Genomic DNA, 18,867 nt, shown 5'->3' with positions numbered 1-18,867 from the left:
TGTCCGGGCGCAACGGAGTGTCCGCCCGGGCCGAGCGCGGCGGTGATCGCCGGCCGCCCGCTCCGCGGTCAGGCCGTGCCGCCCGCGCGCACCTGGTCGACGAACTCGGCCAGGCCACTGGGCGTGACCCGCGCCAGGATCGCCGCCGGCGCGACGGAGATGCCGTACCGCTTGCCGAGCACGGCCGCGAACTCGACCGCGAGGGTCGCGTCCACGCCCAGTTCGGCGAAGGTGTCGTCGGGGTCGATCCGGGTCACGTCGAGGGAGATGAGTCGGGCGGTCTGATCGACGATCTCGTCCAGAAGAGCGGCGTTCACGGACATGGCGTGGCTCCTTGGCGGGTCATGGATGTGTCCCGGACGGGGAGAGGGGGGCGGTACACGGACACGGGCGAGGCGGTCGACGGCGAGAATGTTCCGGGCCGGCCCCACGCCCGAGGCTGCCGATCGACGGCATCGGCTCCTGTCGTACCGGAGGAAACGCTAGTCGGCGCTCAGGTTCCGGCGGTAGGACACAATCGGCTCGGTGCGGGTGGCGAAGCCTGGCGAATCGCCGTGATGACCAGGCCGGCAGCGGTTCGGCCGGGCCTGGTGGGCGGCTGCGCGCGGGTGCCGGGCCGGGCCTACAGGGGCGGGTTGAGGCCCTCGAAGAAGGCGAGTAACGCGGCCTCGCGCAGAGCCGGCGGCAGATGGTCCAGGAGCGCGTGCACCGGGGCCAGTCGGCCGTCGGTCAACAGGCCGGACCCGAGCATGAGTTCGGTCAGCGCGTCGGGCGACACCCCGCCGTCGGCGACGGCGAGCGCGGTGAGCCGGTCGACCGCACACAACTGCTCGGCAGTGGGGAGCGGTTCGCGGGTGGCCGCGGTGCGCGCGGCGGTTCGGAGCGCGTGGAGCAGATCCGGGACGTGGGGGCCGTGGGTCGCGGTCATGGTCAGATGGATCGTCGGCGGTATGTTCGGCTGGGACAGCTGGGGCTGCACGGCCCAGCCCAGGCGCTCCAGTTCGTCCAGGAAGGCGAAGAAGTCGACGCCGTCCGTGGTCACCGCGACCAGACTGGCGGCGGGGGTCCCCAGGATGCGGAGTTCCGGGATTTCGCCGAGGCCTTCGACCAGTTCGCGGGTGGCGGCCAGCGTCCGGCTGACCAACTCCCGGTAGCCGTCCGCCCCGAGGTGGCGCAGCACCGCCCACGCGGCGGCGATCAGTCCGCCCGACTTGGAACTCTGCATGGTCGGATTGACCACCGGATAGCCGGTCCAGTCGGAGCCGACGAAGTATTGGGTCCGGCGCAGCGCCGCGGTGCGATACAGCAGGATCGAGCAACCCTTGGGCGTGTAGCCGTACTTGTGCAGGTCCACCGAGATCGAATCCACCCCGGGGACCCGGAAGTCCCAGGGCGGGACGCGGTATCCGAGCTGTTCGGCGAAGGGCAGCACCCAGCCGCCGATGCACGCGTCCACGTGGCAGCGCACGCCGCGCCCGGCGCAGATCGCGGCGATCTCGGGGATCGGGTCGACGACGCCGTGGCCGTAGGACGGCGCCGAGGCGACCACCAGGACGGTGTCGTCGTCGATCGCCCGCTCGATCGCGGCGACGTCGGCGGTTATCGTGACGGGGTCGATGTCCACGATGACAGGGTCGAGACCGAAGTATCCGGCCGCCTTGGCCCAGGCCGCGTGTGCCGAGCGGGCGAACACGATGCGCGGGTGTGCCACGTCGGGGCGCGCGTCCCGGGCCGCCTTCGCCGCGAGCAGGCAGCTCTCGGTGCCGCCGCTGGTCCAGCTCCCGGCGGCGCCCGGCGGGGCGTGCAGTTGCCCGCCGACGATCGCGACGACCTCGTGCTCCAGCGTGGCCACGCTCGGGAAGGAGGTCGGATACAGGCCGTTCACGTGCAGATACAGCTCGAACGCGCGGACCGCGACGTCCTCGACCGAGGCCGAGCCCGAGTCGAAGGTATTGGCCACTCCCGGCCGCCCGCGCGCGGGTTCGTCCCCGGCGTGCAGCGCGGTCAACTCCGCCAGGACCTCGGCCGCCGGCCGCCCGTCCGCGAATCCGCCCATTCGTGCCTCCCGATCGTTTTCTCGACGCGATCGATCACGACCCGATCCGGCGGTGTTCCCACGCGCTTCGACCGGGGGTTCGGGCACGGTAGCGCGGCGGGTGCGGGATGTCTGTAGAGATCGACGCGCGGTGTACGGCCGCCGCCCGAGGGGGCGCGCCGCCGATCGGCGCAATGCCCGGTCGAACCGGGTCGTGGGGAGTGGGCTGGGGTGATGACAGAGGAGACTGCGGGTACCGTCCGTCCATCCACCGACGCGTTGCCCGAGCGGGTGGGCGCCCGGCGGCGCGAACTCGGGTTGTCCGTCACGGACATCGCGCGACGTACGGGGTTGCCCGGCGGGTGGGTGCACTCCGTCGAGAGCGGTTCGACCGCGCCGTCGGCGCCGGCCCTGTCGCGACTCGCCGACGCGCTCGAAACCACCGTCGACGACCTGCTGGCCCCGTCGTCCGCGGCCTTCACGCATCGGCTCGCGCCCGCGCCGCCGGGTCGGGAGCCGGCTCCGGAGCGGGAGGTGGTGGTGATGACGGAGGAGGAGTGCCTGGCTCGGATCGCCCTGCAACTGGTCGGCCGGGTGGCCGCGCTCGATGCTCCGGATCCGTTCGTACTGCCGGTCAACTACGTCCTGCTCGGCCGCGACGTGGTGTTCTGCACCGCCGCCGACTCGTCGTTGGCCCGCGTCGCGGGCCCGGTGCTGTTCGAGGTGGACGACATCGTCGGCGCGGCGCGGATCGGCTGGAGCGTACTGATCCGGGGCACGGCGGAGCCCGACGACGACCCCGCCGACGCGCCGGGCGCGGACGAGGGCCCGTGGCCGGCCGGGCGCCGCGACGTGTGCATCCGGATCCGTGCCGAGCGCATGACGGGGCGGCGGGTACGGCCGCCGGCGGGGGAGGCGTAGCGGGCCCGATCGGGGCGTCCGGAACACATGCTCGCGAGGGCGCCCCGGCCGTCCCGGGCCCGACGCCGGCGGCATATCGTATGGATCATGAGCAATCACTTTGACGTCGTCGTCCTGGGTGCCGGTCCCGGCGGATACACCGCGGCGGTTCGCAGCGCGCAACTCGGACTGCGCGTCGCGGTCGTCGAGCAGAAGTACTGGGGAGGCGTCTGCCTGAACGTCGGCTGCATCCCGTCCAAGGCGCTGCTGCGCAACGCGGAGCTGGCGCACATCTTCACGCAGGAGGCGAAGGCCTTCGGGATCCGCGTCGAGGGCTCGGTCACGTTCGACTACGAGGCCGCGTTCAAGCGCAGCCGCAAGGTGGCCGACGGCCGGGTCAACGGCGTGCACTACCTGATGAAGAAGAACGGCATCACCGAGTTCGACGGGCTCGGCACGTTCGTCGACACGCACACCCTGGACGTGTCGCTCACCGCGGGCGGCGTCCAGACCGTCACCTTCGACCACTGCATCATCGCGGCCGGCGCCACCACCCGCCTGCTGCCCGGCACTTCGCTCAGCGAGCGGGTGGTCACCTACGAGGAGCAGATCCTCACCGACCGGCTGCCGGAGAGCATCGTCATCGCGGGCGCCGGCGCGATCGGCGTGGAGTTCGCGTACGTCCTGCACAACTACGGCGTGAAGGTGACCATCGTCGAGTTCCTCGACCGGGTCGTGCCGCTCGAGGACGTCGAGGTATCCACCGAACTGGCCAAGCGCTACCGGCGGTTGGGCATCGAGATCCTGACCTCCACGCGAGTCGAGTCGATCGACGACAGCGACCCGAACGCCAAGGTCCGGGTCACCGTGACCCGCGACGGGCAGCAGCAGGTGCTGGAGACGGACAAGGTCCTGCAGGCGATCGGCTTCGCGCCGCGCGTGAGCGGATACGGCCTGGAGAACACCGGCGTCGCCCTCACCGAGCGCGGCGCGATCGACGTGGACGGCCGCGGCCGGACCAACGTCCCGCACATCTACGCGATCGGCGACGTCACCGCGAAGCTGATGCTCGCGCACGCGGCCGAGTCGATGGCGGTGATCGCCGCCGAGACGATCGCGGGCGCCGAGACGATGGAACTCGACTTCCCGATGATCCCGCGCGCCACCTACTGCCAGCCGCAGATCGCCAGCTTCGGCTGGACTGAGGCGCAGGCGCGGGAGAAGGGCTTCGACGTACAGGTCGCCAAGTTCCCGTTCACGGCCAACGGCAAGGCCCACGGCCTGGGCGACCCGGTCGGCTTCGTCAAGGTGATCAGCGACGGCACCCACGGCGAACTCCTGGGCGCCCACCTGATCGGCCCCGAGGTCACCGAACTCCTCCCGGAGCTCACCCTGGCCCAACAGTGGGACCTCACCGTCCACGAGGTGGCCCGCAACGTCCACGCCCACCCGACCCTCGGCGAAGCCGTCAAGGAAGCCATCCACGGCCTCGCCGGCCACATGATCAACATGTAACCGAAGCCCCTCCGACCAAGCCGCCTCGCCCCCCGGGCGAGGCGGCCGCTTTCTGCCGCAAGCCTCCTTCGCCACGCGACTCCTCGACTCCGCCGGGCCGATATCCATCCGGCCTCGGGCGCTGTCGCGGGATCACCGGCCACATCCGCGGGCCGACCTGTCCGGCCGTCCCGTACACGACCGTCGACGAGGCGAGGCCGCCTCTCGCGGGTGGCGAGAGACGGCCTCGGTCGTGCCCGGGTGTGATGCTCCGACGACGCCGGTGGGTCCGCACGTCGCAGACGCTCGCACGCGTGGGGCCGGTACCCACGATGGTCGAACCGTCTCCAGGTTTCGGTCAGACGGCGGTGACCTTGTAGGAGCTGACCCACGCTCCGATGTTGTAGTAGCCGGATCCGTCGATGACGATCGCACCACCGTTGCAGTTCCACGTGTCCCACAGCTCCACCCTGGTGGTGGCGCTCGCGGTTTTGGCCGAACGGATCTTGTCGTTCCAGTTGTCGCCGACGTAATTGCACACGCCGACGTCTCCGGACCACGACCTGTCCAGACCGCTGTAATTGGTACCGGCCCAGCCGGTCCAGCTCCCGGCCGCGAGTCGCGCGGACGACGGCTGAGCGGACGTCTGGTGAGCGGATGCCGGTTGAGCGATGACGAACGTGCCGGCCAGAGCCGTGGCCGCGGCCGCGAGCAGAGTCTTGCGCATGGCAGGCATGGCATCTCCTTTCGATCGTGTCGTGTCCACCGGAGCGGGGGCCGAGGCTTCGCTCCCCGTCGACACGTCCACCGGATGGTCCGTCCGCGCCGGCCGGGCAGGACCGGCGGCGCGGCGCCCGGGTACATCGGGCGCGGCAACACTCTGTCCGATCACGCTTACCGTTCACTTACCGCTCGGCCGGGCCCGGGGATTCGCCGTCACCCGCGAGGACGTGAGCACGCGCGCCCTCGACGAAGGCCCGGACCGCGTCCCGTTCACGGTCGGGTATCCAGGCCACGCCCGCCGTGCACGGCGGGAGTCCCGTGACGTCGACGTACGCGATGCCCGGCCTGGGGTACAACCGGCGCCCGGCGGCGGGCAAGAACGCGATGCCGTTCCCGGCGGACACGGCGGCGAAGAGGGCCTCCACGTTGGAGACACGGTCGTCGCTGTAGACGACGCGCCCGCCGTCGGGGCGGGGGTCGACCGCCCAGAAGTCCCGCCACTCCCTGGGCACACGAGGATCGACGCTCACCACCGTGCGGTCCGCGAGATCCGCGAACGCGACCTCGGAACATGCCGCCAACGGATCCGCGGCGGCCACGCATGCGACCCGTGGTTCCACGACCAGGGGCTCCGCGCGAATCCCCGGCGCGACCGGCAGATAACACAGAACGACGTCGACCTCCCCGGACAGGAGGGCGGCGGTCTGTCCCACGAAATCGAGATGACGAACCTCGACCACGACCCCGGGGTGGCGCTCCCGCGCCCCCGAGATCAACGCGCGCACGTGTGGCAGGGCCAGTTGGGCCTCGAACGAACCGAGCACCAGCCGGCCGTCCCGCGCGGTCGGCACGGAACCCCGGGCATCCGCCGGAGCATCCGTCCGGTACCGGGAGCCCGCCGCCGGCGGGGGAGCGGAATCCCGCAGCAGCTCCGCCTGCGCCTCGGCCAGGACCACGCCCGGGCCGATACCGAGTTCGTCGGCGAGCATCCGCCGTACGGACTCCAATCGGCGCAGCGCCTCCGCTCGCCGGCCGCCGAGTCGCAGGCCGTGGAGGAGCGCCGCGTACACGCGCTCCTCGTACGGGTATTCCTTCGCCAGACACTCGAGGCGCTCGACGACCGGATCCGTGGGATCACCGGCCTCGACCGTCGCGTCGGCGAGTTCCAGCGCCAGTGCGATGCGGGACGCCTCCCACCGCACCACGAGCGGATCGTCGCGTAGTCCGTGTGGTCCGTTCGCGAACAAGGGCCCGCGCCACAGGTCCAGGGCGCGATGCAGCATCCGCTTCCGTTCGCGGGGATCGCTCGGGCGGGGCCCGTCCACCAGGCGCCGATATTCGCGGAGATCGCTGTCCGCGCGGACGTAGTCCAGGCGGTAGCCGCGCTCGTTCCTGCTGACGGTCACGGAATCACCACAGTGTTCCGCGAGCCATTCGCGTAATCGCGAGACGGTCGTGTGCAGTGTGCCCGGACTGCACCCCCCGGGGCCCCACACCGCGGTGGTCAGGCATTCGACGGAGAGCGTCTCCTCCGCGATCAGGAGGGTCCCCAGAAGACCGCGTACCACTGGCCGCGTCACCGTCACCGACGTCCCACCCGACCGCACGTACAGGTCGCCCAGGATTCCGCAGTTCACATACGACCGGCCCACCGCGTCCTCCAGGCACTCGTTCACACCGCCGACCACCACTCGCGCCCGCGCGAACGTACCAACCCGCCCGGCCGGAGCGCGGCGGATTTTTTCCGGCCATGACACCCCCGCACCCCCGCACCCGACGAGCGGCGCCCGGCACCACAGGCACCGAACACCCGACACGGAGAGGACCCGGCCTGCTGCCCGGCCGAGTCCCCACCCACACCCGAACCCGCCTGCAGGCGACCGGGGTGTTCAACCCGTGCGGGGCGGATGGCTCGTGGATTTGGAACGAGGACCCGGGCCGAGACCGAGGCGTACCTGGCCAAGGCCGGTCCGGGTCGCGCGTGGCCGGATGCCGACTGACGTGCACGGCTTCGACGATCCGGTCGGGCCGTTCGGGTCACTTCCGGCGGCGGTGGTAGGCGATGGTGAGGACGGCGAGTAGCGGGCCCCACAGGATCAGCGGGGCGTAGCAGATGTAGTAGGAGGCGGCTTCCCAGCCGCCCGCCCGGCTCGGGAAGTCGTCGGGCAGGTCGTCGCCGCGGATGGTGGTGCCCATGATTTCGGTGACCAGGGTCAGGACCGTCCATAGGAGGGTCAGGAACGTGGCGCCGAGGGCGGCGACGATCGTGACCGGCTTCGGGGGTACTCGACGGCCGCCGAGGATCGGGATCCGACGCGGGAAGACCTCGCCCCAGCGGGCGACCAGGCCGACCGCGGTGAAGGCGACGGCCTCGGAGAAGGCGGACAGGAAGACGATGTAGCACCGCTCGCCGATGCCGATGCTGCCGTCGAAGACCGCCGCCAGTCGCCAGAGGCCGGCCGGCAGGACGGTGAACGGGACGACATAGGCGATGAGTTGCGTGCGACGGGACACGCCGGGCACGGGCTCGTGGGCGGCGTGCCACGCGGCGCGAAGTCGACCCGAGCGGGCGGCGGTGGAAGGGGACGGGGTTCCGTCTCGCGCTTCGGTGTGGTGCAGCGGTTGCATGTGGGATCCCCGTGTTCGGTGGGCCGACGTCGGACGACCCGTTCGCCGACCAAGGTCGCAGCCGGCGACGCGCTCGCGGATCGCTCGCCGGGCTGAGCCGAGTGCGCTTCGTGGCGCACGAAGTCGTCCGACCGGAGGGTGACGGGCGGATGGCCGGCCTCGACCTGGGTCGCATCGATGGACGGGTCGGCTGGGGGTGAGATGCTTCACGAACTACGGGGTGCTTCGGCGGCGTTCGACGCCACGTTGCGGCCTTCGCCCGAACCAGCGCCAAACGCGCGGGCGTTCGACCGCGCCCCGGTTTCAGCCGCCGGATCGGGACGACGCCTCGGTGGCGTCCTCCGCGCGGATGATCGCGAACGCGTCGACCACGTCCGTGACCTGATGGTCCGGCGGATCCTCCGCACCAGCCGGCCCGATGGGCCACTCCGAGACCCGTCGCACCCAGATCGTGTCCAGCCCGGCCGCACGCCCGCCCCCGATGTCGGCCGTCGGGTCGTCCCCGACGCACCACCCACCGTCGGCGAGCGAAGCAACGCCACACCGCGCGGCCGCGATCTCGAAGAGGCGCCGCGCGGGCTTGCGGACACCCTCTTCGACCGAGGCGGCCCACCCGTCGACACACTCGGCCACACCCGTATATCGCATCGTGGCAACCTGTTGGCGCGGATGACCATTCGTCACCACGCCCACCCGCCGACCCGCACGCCGCAAGTCGGCAAGCCCGGCGAGCACTTCCGGCCGACAGTGGGCCAGTTGCGGCATCCGGTCGCGATACGTCGCGCACAGCGCCTCGACGCTATCCGGCAACCGAAATCGGATCCGCGCCTCGGCGAAGAGCCGTTCCCGGGGCACGAATCCGTCCCCGTCGTTGTCGGCGAACCAGGCCGCCGCCGCGTCGTGCAATCGGCGCTCGCTCACGAACTCCGCCGTCCAGCGCGTGAATGTCGCGGAGCGGTCGATCAGGGTGTTGTCGAGGTCGAAGAGCACCAAGCGCCGACGCATGGCGAGATTCTCGCACGGCGGGGCGCCCCGGCTTCGGCTCGGTCGGGAGTGGCCCGTGGGCTAAGGGATCTTCACGACGACCTTGCCTCGTGCGTGGCCGGCGTGGATGTACCGTACGGCCTCCGGGGTTTCGGTGAAGGGGAAGGTGCGGTCGAGTACCGGGGTCAGTCGGCCGCTCTCGATCGTTTCGCGGAGGAAGCGCAGATCGTCCGGGCGTTCGGTGGAGACGAGGCCGCGCAGGCGATGGCGGACGAACGGGCTCAGGAGCACGGCTCGGAGGGTGCGGTCGGTACCGCCGAGCCATCGGCCCCCGGTTTCGCTGCCGACCAGTACGAGGGTGCCCCGGGGAGTGAGCGCGCGGCGCAGGTCCGCCAATCGGCGGTGGCCCGCGGTGTCGACGATCAGGTCCCAGTGGCGTGCTCCGTCGGTGAAGTCCTCGCGCGTGTAGTCGATCACCTCGTCCGCACCGAGCGAGCGCACCAGGTCCGCCTTGCCCGCGCCGCACACGCCGGTGACCCGCGCGCCGAACACCTTCGCCAACCCGACCGCGTACGTCCCGATGCCGCCCGCCGCGCCGACGATCAGCACCGACTGCCCGGACCGCACCCGCCCCGCGTCCCGCAGCGCCTGGAGCGCGGCGTAGCCGGATACCGCGACGGCCGCGGCCTGTTCGAAGTCGAGAATCGCCGGTTTCGGCGCGAGCCTGTCCTCCTCCGCGCACGCGTACTCGGCGAAGGCGCCTCGGCAGGTCCCGAACACCGCGTCTCCGGGCCGGAATCGGGTCACCTTCGGGCCGACCGCCTCGACCACGCCCGCGACGTCCACGCCGCGTACCTTCACCTTCGGCGCGCGCAGACCGAACCCGGTGAGCCGCAGCAGATACGGCCGACCCGTGATCAGGTGCCACACACCCGGATCGACGCCGGCCGCGCGGACTCGCACCAGTACGTCCGCATCGCCCACCACCGGCCGCTCGACGTCCGCGCACCGGAGCACGTCCGGCGGCCCGTACTCGTCCTGTACGAAGGCTCTCACGGCAACTCCTCTGTCTCGTCCGGGTATTGGAAGACCTCGTCGAGTCGCACGCCGAACACCCGCGCGATCCGGAACGCCATCTCCAACGACGGTGAATAGCGGCCCTGTTCGATCGCGATGACGGTTTGGCGGGTGACCCCGATCCGACCGGCCAGGTCGGCCTGGGTCATCTCGCCGTGGGCGAAGCGCAACGCGCGGATGGTGTTGGTGACCCGGGTCGGCTTGTTCACCACGGCAGGAAACCCCGTCGATAGGCGAGAATCCGGGTCGCCGAACCGAGCACCGCCGATAGGCAGAAACCCAGGTAGATCGCGTTGGCGATCCAGAACGGCTCCGCCTCCACGAGCGCCAGACCCAGCGCCGTCACGGCGCCGACCACCACGAACGAGCCGGCGACGTATTCGGCGAACCGGCCGATCTCCCGGTCGCGTTGGTCCTTCCGATCGGCCCCCTCGGGGGACACGATCGAGACCACGATGTGCAGCACGATGGTCGCCACGATCGCGGCACCGACGCACCACAGCAGGATCGCCGCGTAGGACACCTCGGCGAGCGGGGTGTCCCCGGCCCGGCCCAGGATCAGGGCGACGTAGGCCCCGTAGGCGACGACCGTGACCGCCGCCATGATCCACGCACGCTTCTCTTCGAATGCCACGCCGACTCCCGGTCACAACAACGATGACACCCGCGAATGTAAAGCAAGCATGACATGGAGTCCAGTTTTCTTTACATCACCCTCGGTGTCACGCCCTCCCGTCGCGCCCCAGTCGCCACTAGACTCGCGCCTTCCGATCCGCGCACGTCTGGGGGACTTGATGAGCGTCGACGAACGTTTCGAGCGGGCGAGGCTGTGCTACGAGCGGTCGGTATTCGGCGGCGACGCCGCCGCGTTGGCTGCCGCCGATCAGGAACTCGACGCGATCGAGGCCGACTTGGCTCTGTCTCGGGGCCGTGTCCTGCACGCACGCTTCCTCGAACGCCGGGCGGACGGAGAGGACCCCCGCGAGTCGGCCCTGTTCGAACGTGCCGCCGAGCTGTACCGCAACCTGGGGGACGAACGCGGCGAGGGGGAGGCGCTGTTCTGGATCGGCGTGCTGCACCAGGTGATCCGGGACGACGACGCCGCAGCGGTGCCCGCACTCGAACGTTCCCTGGAGTTGGCCACGGGCGCCGACGACCGGCGGACCATGTCGTACGCGCTCCGGCACCTGGGCATCGCCGAACACCGGGCCGGCCGGCTCGATCGGGCACGGGAGCGCTTGGAGCGGTCGACCCGACTGCGCCGCGATCTCGATTTCCCCGCCGGGGTCGCGGCCAACCTGGTCGGCCTGGCCTACATCGCCGCCGGCCAGGACCGCCGCGACGAAGCCCTCACGCTGATCGAGGAGGCGAGCGCACTCGCCGAAGCGGCCGCCGCGAAGGGCATCATCCCCTCGATCGACGAGGCCCGCACGGCCCTGACCAACGGCTTCCCGCCGGCGTAGCGAGCCCTGCGCCTCTTCGGATCGCGGACGCCGATGCGGGGCCCGGCCGGGTCGAGGGGTGGACCGCCACCGGCGTTCGGGGCTCCGAGAGTCGGGGTCCCGACGAGACGGGTGCATCGGTCGGCGAAAACCGGTCGGCCCGCCTGCACTGACCCGCGGTTCTCTCTCACGCGAGACAACAACACCTCACGCGGTCCGGCTCCGTGAACCTTCGTCACCCACACACCCACCACACCCCCAAGCCACCCGGCCCACCCGGGAAGGTCCCTCGGAGGACTCGACCCGAGCGCCCTCTCTCGACCACAAGCGCAAACCTCAGCAGTCCGCGCGCTGCCGCGGGTCGGCTCGGGCCGATTTCGCGCACTCCTCACGAATCGGCCCGATGCCCCTACCGCGGTTCCAACAACCAGTGCCGGCTCGTCGTCCACCCCACCAGCCGTCGGCCCGTGTCGTTGTCGACGGTGCCTCTGGCGTTGAAGTGTGCGCCGGCGGTGACCGCGCGCAGGCCGCGCAGCGCGGGGGCGAGCCGTCGGCCCACGTGGTGGGGGTGCCGGGCGGTCTCGTCGGCCAACCAGGACTCCACCTCGGCCCGCTCCGCCTCGCCGCACAGCGACAGGTGGAATACCATCTGCCGCCACGCGTACGCCGCGTCCTTCACCGTGCTCAGCGGCCGCGGGTTGCCCTGCGTGCGGGCCGTCAACCGGCACACCGCGGTGAACGAACGCCGCGCGAGGTCGGCCCAGTTCGGCTTGGCCCCGACCGGTCCGGCGAGTGCCGCCAGGTTGTGTGTGGTCAGGATCTGCGACTGCTCGATCACCACGCCGTTCGCGGCCACGGACCGCTCCGTGCCGATATCGCCCCGCGACCGGCACATCTCGCCGAACCGGGCGACCGACGCGTCGGAGTAGGCACGCCAGTCCGGGTCCCCGTTCACCCACGCCGCCATCGCGGCGTAGTCGATACCGAAGTACCGCTCGTACAACGACCCTTCCAGGAGGCCGCCGGCCAGCACCGCGGCACCCAGGAACTTCCGGGAGAACCGGCCCATGAAGATGTCCGCCGCCAACTCCTCCACCCACGGCATCCGCACCTCCGCGCCGTCGGCGAGCGCGGACAGCCGAGCGATCATCGGGTTGGGCAGGATCGTCGCCGGAAAGCCGGTCAGGGCCAACTCGCCGACGTGGGTCAGCACCGTACGGGCCTGCCCCCGGGCCTCGATGCCGCGCTCGCGTTGTCCGGACACCGCCGCCACCCAGGGCAGTTCCTCGGCCCGGACCTGATGGTGCAGATTCACCAGCAACAACGAGCGACGCCTGCCGAACGCCCGGTGATGCGCGCTCATCAGCGCCCGCAACGACGCGTCGGGGTACGCCTGCGCGGTCGTCGAGGCGACCAACTGCGGTACCAACTCGGCCAGCACCTCGGCCGACGGCACGATGCCGCGTTCGATCAGCGTCCCGATCGGCGCACTCAGCGCTCGCTCGACCAACCGCCGGATCGTCTCCGGGATTTCCGCGTCGGCCGGCACACCGGTCGCCGCCTGCTCGGCCGTCGTCACCGGCCCGAGGAGCGCGCCGGTGTCGGTTGCCCCGGCATCCTGCGGAAGGTCGGCCAGCCGCCGCACCACGACGCGAGCCAAGTCGTGGTGGGTCGGTCGCTTCGCATCGGCCGCCTGCCACTCGCGCAGCCGTGTGTGTTCGGACGATCCGGGGAGTCCGCGCCGACCCACCATCGACACGATGCCGTGCCGGACCAGTCCGAGCCGGCGCGCGTCGAGCGGGCGTCCGGCGAGGGTGTCCGCGAGGGCGGTACGCAGGATGCTCTGGTTCTGCTTCGGGTCGCGGTGCTTGCCGCACAGGCGATGCTCGGCGGCCAGCTTCTCGTAACGGTTGAGTAGTTCCCGTCCGCGCAGCCGCCAGTCCGGGGTGGGCTCGCGGGTGAGCACATGGCCGGTGTCGACGTCGGTGACATCCAGCCAGAGCGTGAGCAGTTCGTCCGTGAACGGATTCCAGACGGCCAGGGCCTCGCGCATCGCCTCGACCGCGTGCTTCGGCTGCCGCCGGGCCACGTCGGCGCGCGCCTCGCCGACCGTACGCCGGCAGGCCGTCGAGGGGTCGGGCGCGGGGGCGGACGTCGAGCGCGGCGCAAAGCGCAGACGGTCCGAGAACGGCGCGATCGCCTCCAGGAGTTCGAGCGCCGCAGCCCGCTCACCCGACCGGGCCAGCCAGGCCACCGCGAGCAGCGCGGCCTCCTCCGGCACGGTCACCTCGTAATGCCCGCCGTCGAGCATCGTGGTGAGTTCGGCCAGACCCGCATCGCTCAGGTGGTACTCGAACAGGGCGCGCCGATCGGCGGGTACGCCGGCGCGGCGCGCGAGTTCGACCTCGTGCGGCAGCAGCGGGCCGCCGGCGCTCGCCGCTCCGGTGGCGAAGCCGCCGCGAACGACCTCGGGGGTCACCCAGGCCGGGAAGCCGGCGACGGGCGTACGCGAGCCGATGTGCAACGACCCGTCGCGCAGGCCGTCCAGCACTCGGCGCCAACGCCCGAGGCGGAGTTCGGCACGGCGGCGGGTGTCCGCGTCCTCGTGTGTCGTGGCGGTGCGGAGGGCTCGGGCCAGTTGCCCACCGACATAGCTGCCGCCGGCGCTCTCGGGCGTGGGCCCCTGTCGCTGCTCTTCGTTGTGGTCCATAGCCGGCATGGCGGGTTCCGCCCCCGCGCCCTCCGGGTCCGAAGCCCGGTGCTCTACTGCTGAGCTACACGCCGTTGTCGTGGTTGCGGGCTCAGGCTAGAGGTGGATGTGGGGGCGGAACAATCGCATTTTCGGCGTGGCTCGGTCCGCGTCGGGTGGATCAGGCCTGCTTCGTGGGGACGGCCCCGGCCGGGGCTTCCGCCACGACGGCGTCCTCCGGCGCATGCGTGGTCATCCGGACGTCCGGCAGCAGCAACAGGGCCAGGTTCGAGGCCAGTACGAGCACGGCGGCCACCAGCAGCGGTGTCGTGCTGCCGATCGCCGCCGCGACCGGAGCGGCCACGGCAAGGCCGAGCGGGCGGGCCGCGAAGGAGATCAGTGTGTCGAACGAGCCGACCCGGCCCAGCGCCTCCGCCGGGATCCGGCGCTGCACCGTGGTTTCCCACAGCGGGCTGAGCACGCCGAGACCGAGCATGGCGACGAAGTAGCCGGCCGCGACGACCGGCATCGGCGCATGCAGGGCCAGCGTGCCGAGCGGGACGGCGTAGAGCGCGGCGCCGAACGAGGCGGCCACCAAGGGGCGGCGAATCGGCAGGCGGGAGCAGACCCATACGCCGAACAGCAGCCCCACGGTGCCCACTTGGGCGATGATCACCCACGACCGGTCGCCACCGAGCCGCTCCACCGCGATGATCGGCCCGAGGGTGAGCAGAAAGCCGGCCGCCAAGTGCCAGACGCCGTGCGTGACCACGCTCGCCAGGAACCAGGGATGGCGCCTGGTCTCCTGCCACCCGGCCCGCAACTCGCTGAGGAACGGCGCCGGTTCGGCCCGTCGCACGACCCGCTCGGGACGCAGGCCGCCGAACGTGCAGGCCGATCCGACGAACAGCAGACCGGTGAGCAGCGAGGACCAGCCGGCGCCGACCGCCAGCATCAGCCCGCCGGCGGCCGCGGGCGCCGCCATCTGGGCCAGGCCCTGGACCACGCCGAGGCGGGAGTTGGTCCGCATCCGCTCCGGCTCGGGCACCACCGACACCACGAGGGTATGGATCGCCGACGTGCCGAAGGCGACGGCGGCGCCGGTGAGCGCGGACAGTACGGCCAGGTCGGCGATCCGGGGCGGAGCCGAGAGCAGTTCGACCCCGATCGCCGACTGGGCGGCGGCGCGTACCAGGTCGGCGATCAGTACCACCCGGTGTGGAGGGAAGCGGTCCGCCATGACCCCGGCCACCGGCAGCAGAAGCAACATCGGGATCAGCTCGCACGCCAGGACCAGGCCCAGATCGCCGTTGGAACCGGTGTGTACGAGCGCCAGGGTCAGCGTGGTCGGGATCAGCGCGGTTGCGAAGGCCGCGCAGGAGCGGCCGAGGACCAGCCGTCGGGTCGAGGACGTCATGCCCGGAATATAATTCGTCAGCGAATCTTTCGCCAGCGAATCAGCGACCGCGTAGCATAATGAGCGGATGGAAGGTGAGCGTCGGGACCGGACACCGGACCAGGATCGGCGGACGCGAAGCGCCGAGCGCGCGGAGCCGAGGCCGCCCGATACCGAGGACTCGGTCGACCGGCACATCGCGCGCTGGCGGGACAAGGCGCCCTTCGACGAACGGGTGGAGGGCATCGTCACCCGCATCCAGATGCTGAACCGGCACATGCGACAGGTCAAGGAACGCGTGCTCGCCGAGGTGGGGCTCCAGGGCTTCGAGTTCGAGACGCTGCACCGACTGTCCTCGCGGGGCGCGCCGTACCGGGCCACCCCGTCCGAATTGGCCGGCGAGCTGATGGTGTCGCCCGCCGGCATCACCGGGCGGCTGGACACTCTGGAGAAGGCCGGCCTGATCCGCCGCATCCGGGGCACCGAGGACCGCCGCCGGGTCGACGTCGAACTGACCGACACCGGCCGCGAGCGGTGGACGGCCGCGATGAAACTGCTCGACCGGGCCGAGCGGGCGATGGCCGGGCCGCTCGACGAGGCGGATCGGGATGTACTGAACGCGCTGCTGAAGCGGATGTTGTTGCGGGTGGAGAACGAGGACTGAGCGGGGCCGGCCAGGGCGGGGCAAGCCGGGCGGGCCCTGCGGCCCGCCCAGGGACGGCCCCGACCGCTACTTCTTCACGGCCCGCAGCACGACGAACTTCGGGTCGCTCGCCACGATCTCGCAGTTGCCGAACAACCGGCGCAGCTTCACGTGGTAGCCCAGGTGCCGATTGCCGATCACCCACAGTTCGCCGCCGGAGCGCAGTGCCGCGCGCGAACCGGCGAACATCCGCCACGAGATCCCCTCGGTGGTGGCCCGGTGGGTGTGGAACGGCGGATTGTTCAGGATCAGGTCGACACTCTCGGGCGCCACGTCGGTCACCCCGTCGCCCACCACGAACTCGGCGCCCGCGTCGGTCCCGAGGTTCGCCTCGAAGGTGGCCCGCGCCGACGCCACCGCCTGATGCGACTCGTCGACGAACAACACCTCCGAGCGCCGATTGGCCAGCATCGCCGCCGTACCCACCACGCCGTTGCCGCAGCCCAGGTCCACCACCCGGTCGCGGCCGACGCGACGCGGCAGGTTGCGCAGCAGGAAGCGGGTACCGATGTCGAGCCGGTCGGCACAGAAGATGCCCGCGTGGTTGACGGTCACGATTCCGGACGCCGCGCCCAGGCCGTCCGGCAACGTGTAGCCGTGCGGCCACGGGCTCGGGGTACGCGGCAGCGCGGGGTCGGGCGTGGCGAAGATCAGCCGGGCCTTCTTCACCGCGAGCGAGGTCCGGGTCGGGCCGATGATCCGCTCGAACAGCTTGAGCGTGGACGTATGGATCTCGGTGGTCATCCCGGTGCCGACCACCACGGCGTCGGCGTGCACCCCGGGTGCGAGCCGGTGCAGCTGGTCCTCCAGCAGGGCCAGGTTCTTCGGGACGCGGACGATCAGTACGTCGATCCGCTCCGGCGGCGCGTCCCGCGTGGAGAGCAGCCGCACCCAATCCGGGTCGGCGTCGTTGCGGGCCAGATTCGCCCGCGTGGCCTCCTGGCCGAGGAACGAGTCGCTGATCTGTACCGGCCGGGACTCGGCCAGCGCGGTCGCCAGGGCACCCCATCGGTCGCCCACGACCACGACGGAGCCGGACAGGTCCGTCGGCGCGGCGTCGTCGATGCCGGCGAGGTAGCGCAAAACGTACTCGTCGGCGGCATCCCAGGCGCGCAGCAGATCACGGGGATCCTCGGGGTACCGGCCGAGCTCGAACTCGCCCGAAGGCGCAGAAAACCAATTCATTATCCCTTTACCCTAGCCGCCCGCACCGGCCACGCGGACGCATGCGCGGGGCCGTGGGGCAGGCCGGGCCGCCGGGCCGCCGAGTGGCCGGATTTCGGGGCTGCGCGGTCGGGCGACGCGGTGACCTCGGCGACCCGCCGCAGCCGGTCCGGGGGCGGCCGACGGGCATCCGGCTCGGGGCGGCCACGGCACCGCGCCCCGGAATCGGCTCCCGCCGGCACGGCCGGGGTCGGTGGACCTTCGTCGGCGCGCTCCTCGGCGCTCGCGTCGACCCTCATCCGCCCCGCCGCCGGTCCGGCGCGAGGTCGGCTCGCCATGGCCGCCGCGTCGAAATCGGCCGCAGGGCGGTCAGGTTGCGGCCGTGGGGCGGACTTCGCCGGCCAAGCGGGTGGCGGCCTCGCGGAGCCAGTGGGTGGGGTTGGTTCGGGCTTCGGTGGAGGAGCCGGACAACGCGGTCAGGTCGATGGCGGTCGGCACGCCCGGAGGCAAGGGGGCGGCGATCGAGCCGGCGATCAGGGCCACGGGGACGCCGGCCCCGTGGTGGACCAGGTCGAGGACCGTGCCGACCACCTTGCCCTGCGCGGACGTGGCGTCGAAGCGGCCCTCGCCGGTGATCACGAGGTCGGCGCCGACGAGCGCGTCCGGCAGGCCCGCGAGTTCGGCGACGCGGAGGGCGCCGGGCACGATCGAGGCGTTCCAGGCGGTGGCGAGGCCGTACGCGGTACCCCCGGCCGCACCGGCGCCGGGGGCGGACGGGCTGCCGCCGAGGAGCGCGGCCAGGCGGGCGAGGGCGGCGTCCAGGACCGCGATGTCGGCCGGGGTCGCGCCCTTCTGCGGGCCGAAGACGGCCGCCGCGCCGGTCGGGCCGAGCAGTGGATTGGTGACGTCGGTGAGGATCTGTACGCCGCCGGGCGGAGGCGCCGCGAGGCCGCTCGTGTCGATGCCGGCGAGTCGGGCCAAGGGGCCGCCGCCGTACGGTAGTTCCCGGCCGTCGGAGTCGTGGAAGCGGGTTCCGAGCGCGGCCAGGGCGCCGGTGCCGCCGTCGGTCGAGGCCGAACCGCCCACCGCGACCACCAGGGCGGACACGCCGGCCCGCAGCGCCGTGCCGACGACCACGCCGAGGCCGGCGGTATGCGCCCCGGTCGGATCGGGTGCGGCCATCAGCGGCAGCCCCGACACGGCGGCGAGTTCGACCACGCCCGTACCGTCCGGCAGCCGCAACCACGCGCCGTCCACGGGCCGCCCATCGGGCCCCGGCACCGGCCCCACCGGCACCCGAACCGCCCCCGGCACGGCCCGCGCCACCGCATCGAGCGTCCCCTCACCCCCATCCGCCAACGGCACGCACACCACCTCGTCCCCCGGCCGTGCCCGCGACCACCCCTCCGCCCACACCTCGGCCACCACCGAAGCCTCGACGGTCCCCTTGAACGAGTCGGGAGCAAGCACGATGCGCATGAAGACGGGTCCACTTTCGTATCGGTACGGCGACGTGCGCCGAAAACGCTTCGCCCGGGCCGGCGTGCCCCGGGCAGGATGGCCCGATGCCCGAACTGCTCTGGACCGAGGTCGAGGACCTCTTCGACCCGGCCCTGATGGGCGCCTTACCGG

The 18,867-nt window shown here is 71.8% G+C and carries 17 protein-coding genes and 1 tRNA gene; 4 read left to right on the top strand and 14 right to left on the bottom strand.

From position 1 onward, the window contains the following. Positions 1–68 precede the first annotated feature (68 nt). Together B4N89_RS31940 and B4N89_RS31935 are read right to left on the bottom strand one after the other, a co-directional pair. Positions 69–323 (bottom strand): acyl carrier protein, encoded by a 255-nt coding sequence (locus tag B4N89_RS31940; RefSeq protein WP_078979960.1) that lies wholly within the window; start codon positions 321–323, stop codon positions 69–71. 299 nt (positions 324–622) lie between these two features. Next, positions 623–2,056 (bottom strand): pyridoxal phosphate-dependent decarboxylase family protein, encoded by a 1,434-nt coding sequence (locus B4N89_RS31935; RefSeq protein ID WP_078979959.1) that lies wholly within the window; start codon positions 2,054–2,056, stop codon positions 623–625. A gap of 213 nt (positions 2,057–2,269) precedes the next feature. Here B4N89_RS31935 and B4N89_RS31930 point away from each other — a divergent pair, with 213 nt between their 5' ends. Both B4N89_RS31930 and lpdA read left to right on the top strand, forming a co-directional pair. Continuing rightward, the gene (locus B4N89_RS31930; protein WP_078979958.1) at positions 2,270–2,956 is read left to right on the top strand and encodes a helix-turn-helix domain-containing protein; all 687 of its coding nucleotides are present in this window, start codon (positions 2,270–2,272) and stop codon (positions 2,954–2,956) included. Between the two features lie 87 nt (positions 2,957–3,043). Further along, a complete protein-coding gene (gene lpdA, locus B4N89_RS31925) occupies positions 3,044–4,450 on the top strand; it encodes a dihydrolipoyl dehydrogenase (protein ID WP_078979957.1) in 1,407 nt (468 codons plus the stop codon). 337 nt (positions 4,451–4,787) lie between these two features. On the opposite strand, the gene B4N89_RS31920 is transcribed toward lpdA, so the two are convergent. The 7 genes from B4N89_RS31920 to B4N89_RS31885 form a co-directional block, all read right to left on the bottom strand. Continuing rightward, a complete protein-coding gene (locus B4N89_RS31920) occupies positions 4,788–5,165 on the bottom strand; it encodes a peptidase inhibitor family I36 protein (RefSeq protein ID WP_107504191.1) in 378 nt (125 codons plus the stop codon). Between the two features lie 169 nt (positions 5,166–5,334). Continuing rightward, positions 5,335–6,828: a LysR substrate-binding domain-containing protein gene (locus B4N89_RS31915; protein WP_143658156.1), complete on the bottom strand. Its 1,494-nt coding sequence runs from the start codon at positions 6,826–6,828 to the stop codon at positions 5,335–5,337. 361 nt (positions 6,829–7,189) lie between these two features. Next, positions 7,190–7,666 carry a hypothetical protein gene (locus B4N89_RS31910; protein ID WP_321170731.1) on the bottom strand — a complete coding sequence of 159 codons (477 nt, stop codon included), beginning with the start codon at positions 7,664–7,666 and terminating at the stop codon, positions 7,190–7,192. A gap of 417 nt (positions 7,667–8,083) precedes the next feature. Further along, positions 8,084–8,785 (bottom strand): HAD family hydrolase, encoded by a 702-nt coding sequence (locus B4N89_RS31900; RefSeq protein ID WP_078979953.1) that lies wholly within the window; start codon positions 8,783–8,785, stop codon positions 8,084–8,086. A 60-nt stretch (positions 8,786–8,845) separates the two neighbouring features. Then, positions 8,846–9,820 carry an NAD(P)-dependent alcohol dehydrogenase gene (locus B4N89_RS31895; RefSeq protein ID WP_078979952.1) on the bottom strand — a complete coding sequence of 325 codons (975 nt, stop codon included), beginning with the start codon at positions 9,818–9,820 and terminating at the stop codon, positions 8,846–8,848. Next, on the bottom strand, positions 9,817–10,050 hold the full coding sequence (locus tag B4N89_RS31890) for a helix-turn-helix transcriptional regulator (protein ID WP_078980649.1): 234 nt from the start codon (positions 10,048–10,050) through the stop codon (positions 9,817–9,819). The genes B4N89_RS31895 and B4N89_RS31890 overlap by 4 nt, the downstream gene beginning before the upstream one ends. Further along, on the bottom strand, positions 10,047–10,475 hold the full coding sequence (locus B4N89_RS31885; protein WP_101897394.1) for a hypothetical protein: 429 nt from the start codon (positions 10,473–10,475) through the stop codon (positions 10,047–10,049). Before B4N89_RS31885 ends, B4N89_RS31890 begins: the two co-directional genes overlap by 4 nt. Positions 10,476–10,635: 160 nt before the next feature. On the opposite strand from B4N89_RS31885, the gene B4N89_RS31880 reads away from it, so the two are divergent. Continuing rightward, entirely contained in the window at positions 10,636–11,304 is a 669-nt protein-coding gene (locus B4N89_RS31880; RefSeq protein ID WP_078979950.1) for a hypothetical protein, read from the top strand. A gap of 388 nt (positions 11,305–11,692) precedes the next feature. Here the strand turns inward: B4N89_RS31880 and B4N89_RS31875 are convergent, their stop codons facing one another. The 3 genes from B4N89_RS31875 to B4N89_RS31865 all read right to left on the bottom strand — a co-directional run bounded on the left by B4N89_RS31875 (position 11,693) and on the right by B4N89_RS31865 (position 15,389). Next, the gene (locus B4N89_RS31875) at positions 11,693–13,993 is read right to left on the bottom strand and encodes a hypothetical protein (RefSeq protein WP_078979949.1); all 2,301 of its coding nucleotides are present in this window, start codon (positions 13,991–13,993) and stop codon (positions 11,693–11,695) included. A 2-nt stretch (positions 13,994–13,995) separates the two neighbouring features. Continuing rightward, positions 13,996–14,067: transfer RNA gene (locus tag B4N89_RS31870), tRNA-Arg, on the bottom strand. A gap of 86 nt (positions 14,068–14,153) precedes the next feature. Then, a complete protein-coding gene (locus B4N89_RS31865; RefSeq protein ID WP_078979948.1) occupies positions 14,154–15,389 on the bottom strand; it encodes an MFS transporter in 1,236 nt (411 codons plus the stop codon). 67 nt (positions 15,390–15,456) lie between these two features. Between B4N89_RS31865 and B4N89_RS31860 the strand changes: the two genes are divergently transcribed. Then, a complete protein-coding gene (locus B4N89_RS31860) occupies positions 15,457–16,032 on the top strand; it encodes a MarR family winged helix-turn-helix transcriptional regulator (protein ID WP_078979947.1) in 576 nt (191 codons plus the stop codon). A gap of 66 nt (positions 16,033–16,098) precedes the next feature. Here the strand turns inward: B4N89_RS31860 and B4N89_RS31855 are convergent, their stop codons facing one another. Together B4N89_RS31855 and B4N89_RS31850 are read right to left on the bottom strand one after the other, a co-directional pair. Beyond that, complete coding sequence (locus tag B4N89_RS31855) at positions 16,099–17,256, bottom strand: methyltransferase (protein WP_078979946.1); 1,158 nt, start codon at positions 17,254–17,256, stop codon at positions 16,099–16,101. A gap of 348 nt (positions 17,257–17,604) precedes the next feature. Then, the gene (locus tag B4N89_RS31850; protein ID WP_078979945.1) at positions 17,605–18,714 is read right to left on the bottom strand and encodes a glycerate kinase; all 1,110 of its coding nucleotides are present in this window, start codon (positions 18,712–18,714) and stop codon (positions 17,605–17,607) included. Positions 18,715–18,867: the final 153 nt, after the last annotated feature.

Origin of the sequence: Embleya scabrispora (assembly GCF_002024165.1) — a bacterium.
GTDB lineage: Bacteria > Actinomycetota > Actinomycetes > Streptomycetales > Streptomycetaceae > Embleya > Embleya scabrispora_A.
Note: the sequence above shows the minus strand (reverse complement) of the source record. Positions and strands in the feature narration are given on the sequence as shown.

Coding starts and splice junctions, on each gene's coding strand:
- B4N89_RS31920 (WP_107504191.1), bottom strand. CDS start 5,165: ATGCCTGCCATGCGCAAGACTCTGCTCGCGGCCGCGGCCACGGCTCTG.
- B4N89_RS31860 (WP_078979947.1), top strand. CDS start 15,457: ATGGAAGGTGAGCGTCGGGACCGGACACCGGACCAGGATCGGCGGACG.
- B4N89_RS31855 (WP_078979946.1), bottom strand. CDS start 17,256: ATGAATTGGTTTTCTGCGCCTTCGGGCGAGTTCGAGCTCGGCCGGTAC.
- B4N89_RS31940 (WP_078979960.1), bottom strand. CDS start 323: ATGTCCGTGAACGCCGCTCTTCTGGACGAGATCGTCGATCAGACCGCC.
- B4N89_RS31930 (WP_078979958.1), top strand. CDS start 2,270: ATGACAGAGGAGACTGCGGGTACCGTCCGTCCATCCACCGACGCGTTG.
- B4N89_RS31875 (WP_078979949.1), bottom strand. CDS start 13,993: ATGGACCACAACGAAGAGCAGCGACAGGGGCCCACGCCCGAGAGCGCC.
- B4N89_RS31900 (WP_078979953.1), bottom strand. CDS start 8,785: ATGCGTCGGCGCTTGGTGCTCTTCGACCTCGACAACACCCTGATCGAC.
- B4N89_RS31850 (WP_078979945.1), bottom strand. CDS start 18,714: ATGCGCATCGTGCTTGCTCCCGACTCGTTCAAGGGGACCGTCGAGGCT.
- B4N89_RS31935 (WP_078979959.1), bottom strand. CDS start 2,056: ATGGGCGGATTCGCGGACGGGCGGCCGGCGGCCGAGGTCCTGGCGGAG.
- B4N89_RS31880 (WP_078979950.1), top strand. CDS start 10,636: ATGAGCGTCGACGAACGTTTCGAGCGGGCGAGGCTGTGCTACGAGCGG.
- B4N89_RS31865 (WP_078979948.1), bottom strand. CDS start 15,389: ATGACGTCCTCGACCCGACGGCTGGTCCTCGGCCGCTCCTGCGCGGCC.
- lpdA (WP_078979957.1), top strand. CDS start 3,044: ATGAGCAATCACTTTGACGTCGTCGTCCTGGGTGCCGGTCCCGGCGGA.